Below are 1,784 nucleotides of genomic sequence, written 5' to 3'. Positions count from 1 at the left end.
TGATTCAAGTCTGACTGGTGATGCGAGAAGTAACGCGAAGGGTGCACTTTCCGGTTTTAGAACGAGCTATGATACTGGGAGTAAAGAGTGGAATCCGATTTTGACCTTGGCTAGTGCTCCCTTCGGTTCTTTGGATGTTGTTTTTTCTAATTTTGGACAGTCCATCCAAGCATTCCGTTCTAGTTTGGAAAACAGAAGTGGTATCGGTCAAAAGGTATCTGCAGATCTATTATCTTTGTATGACGGTTTTAATATAGAGTATGAAGGTAGAAAAGCAGAGCTACAATTTTTATTGGATGCTAACGGAAGTTCCGATTCGTTAAACGAAATCATACAATCCGCGAAAGAAAAAAGAAACTTAGAAGGGGCCCAGATCAACGAGAAAGCACTTTCACTATTTGAAAGCACGATCAAGGGATTGGATCCGGAAGACAGGAATGTAGACGCAATCTATCTCAAGATTTTAAAGGATAGCGACGACAGATTTACCAATTTGCAACTGGGACCGAATGCATTACAAGAACGTAAAGCGATGGAACTGGTGCTCGATTTTGTGAGAACGAATCGAAGTTCTTTGGACAGATCCTTACAAGGCACCGACTATAACGAATTTGTAAATAGTATTACTAAACAACTTTCTTCTGCGGGTAAGATTACCGAGTTCTACGAGGACGGCGGAGAATTAACGGAAGCAGAGAGAAATTCCATCCGAGAAAACGGTAGTTCCGATGAAAGAAGGGAACTAAACGAATATTATACATTTGGAAGTACTTTCTTTTTTGGAAAAGCTACAAACCAGGTAGCCGCACTAGGCGCGATTGTAGAGAGACTCGAAGGATTTGCCGGGAACGTACGCTCGGGAGGAATCTTGAGTGCGATTAAGGAAGATTATTTTAGAACCCAGGAAAACAAAACAACCGGGTTGTTAAACGAAATCCACAATGGAGTGAGCGGACTTGGGGGTTTAACTGCCTCCGATTTATTACAAGATTCGTTTTCCTTGGGAACGAGTACGGACCATGATACGGAAGCAGAATCACTCCGAAAAAATCTACTGAGTGATTTGCTGAGCGGCAAAACGAGCGAATCAGAATTTTTGGAAGCACTGGAAGATCTGGACAAGCTAGGAACAATTTTTAGCGCCCAGGAAAGATTGAAGGTATACGCACAAGCATCCAACTTTACAGAAGAATGGAATGTAAGAAGCGGAGATTTAACGAATTCGATGACGAATTTGACACCTCTGTTAGGTGGAGTAAATGACGCACCGGATTCACTACTTGGATTTATGACCAATGACTTGAGGGATTGGTATTCTTCTAGAGTAACTGATATCACAAACTTTTACAATCTGAAAGATTTAACAAATCCGTTGGATGTAACACAGCCCGCTTACCCAGGAGTCGATTTTACCGGATTGGAAAGCTATATAACCAATATGGCGCCGAAGCTTGCGCAGTGGGATGCACAAAAAGCCGGATTAGAAACAGCGCGTCAGAACTACGTAACCGAGAACACGAAACTATCTGCTCTTACGTTAGGAAGCCCCGAGTATTTTGCACAGATAGAGATCGTATCACAAAAGTTGCATGAACTAAATGCAGCGTACCAGTCTGCGAAGACATACTTTATGGATATTTCTTCTGACTCCACTACAGTGTACCAACAAGGGAAGTCTATCCTAACAACTATGAAGTCTAGTTTAGGACTGCCTAATAAGTTTTTGGTAAACGATGCATCACTCGCAATCATGCCTGAGGGAGTGAGAAATGATTATAACAACA

Annotated in this window: 1 pseudogene; it reads left to right on the top strand. The window is 42.0% G+C overall.

The features are described 5' to 3' along the window. A pseudogene (locus CH373_RS18695) lies at positions 1–1,784 on the top strand (hypothetical protein); the annotation flags it as partial.

Source organism: Leptospira perolatii, from assembly GCF_002811875.1.
GTDB lineage: Bacteria > Spirochaetota > Leptospiria > Leptospirales > Leptospiraceae > Leptospira_B > Leptospira_B perolatii.
Note: the sequence above shows the minus strand (reverse complement) of the source record. Positions and strands in the feature narration are given on the sequence as shown.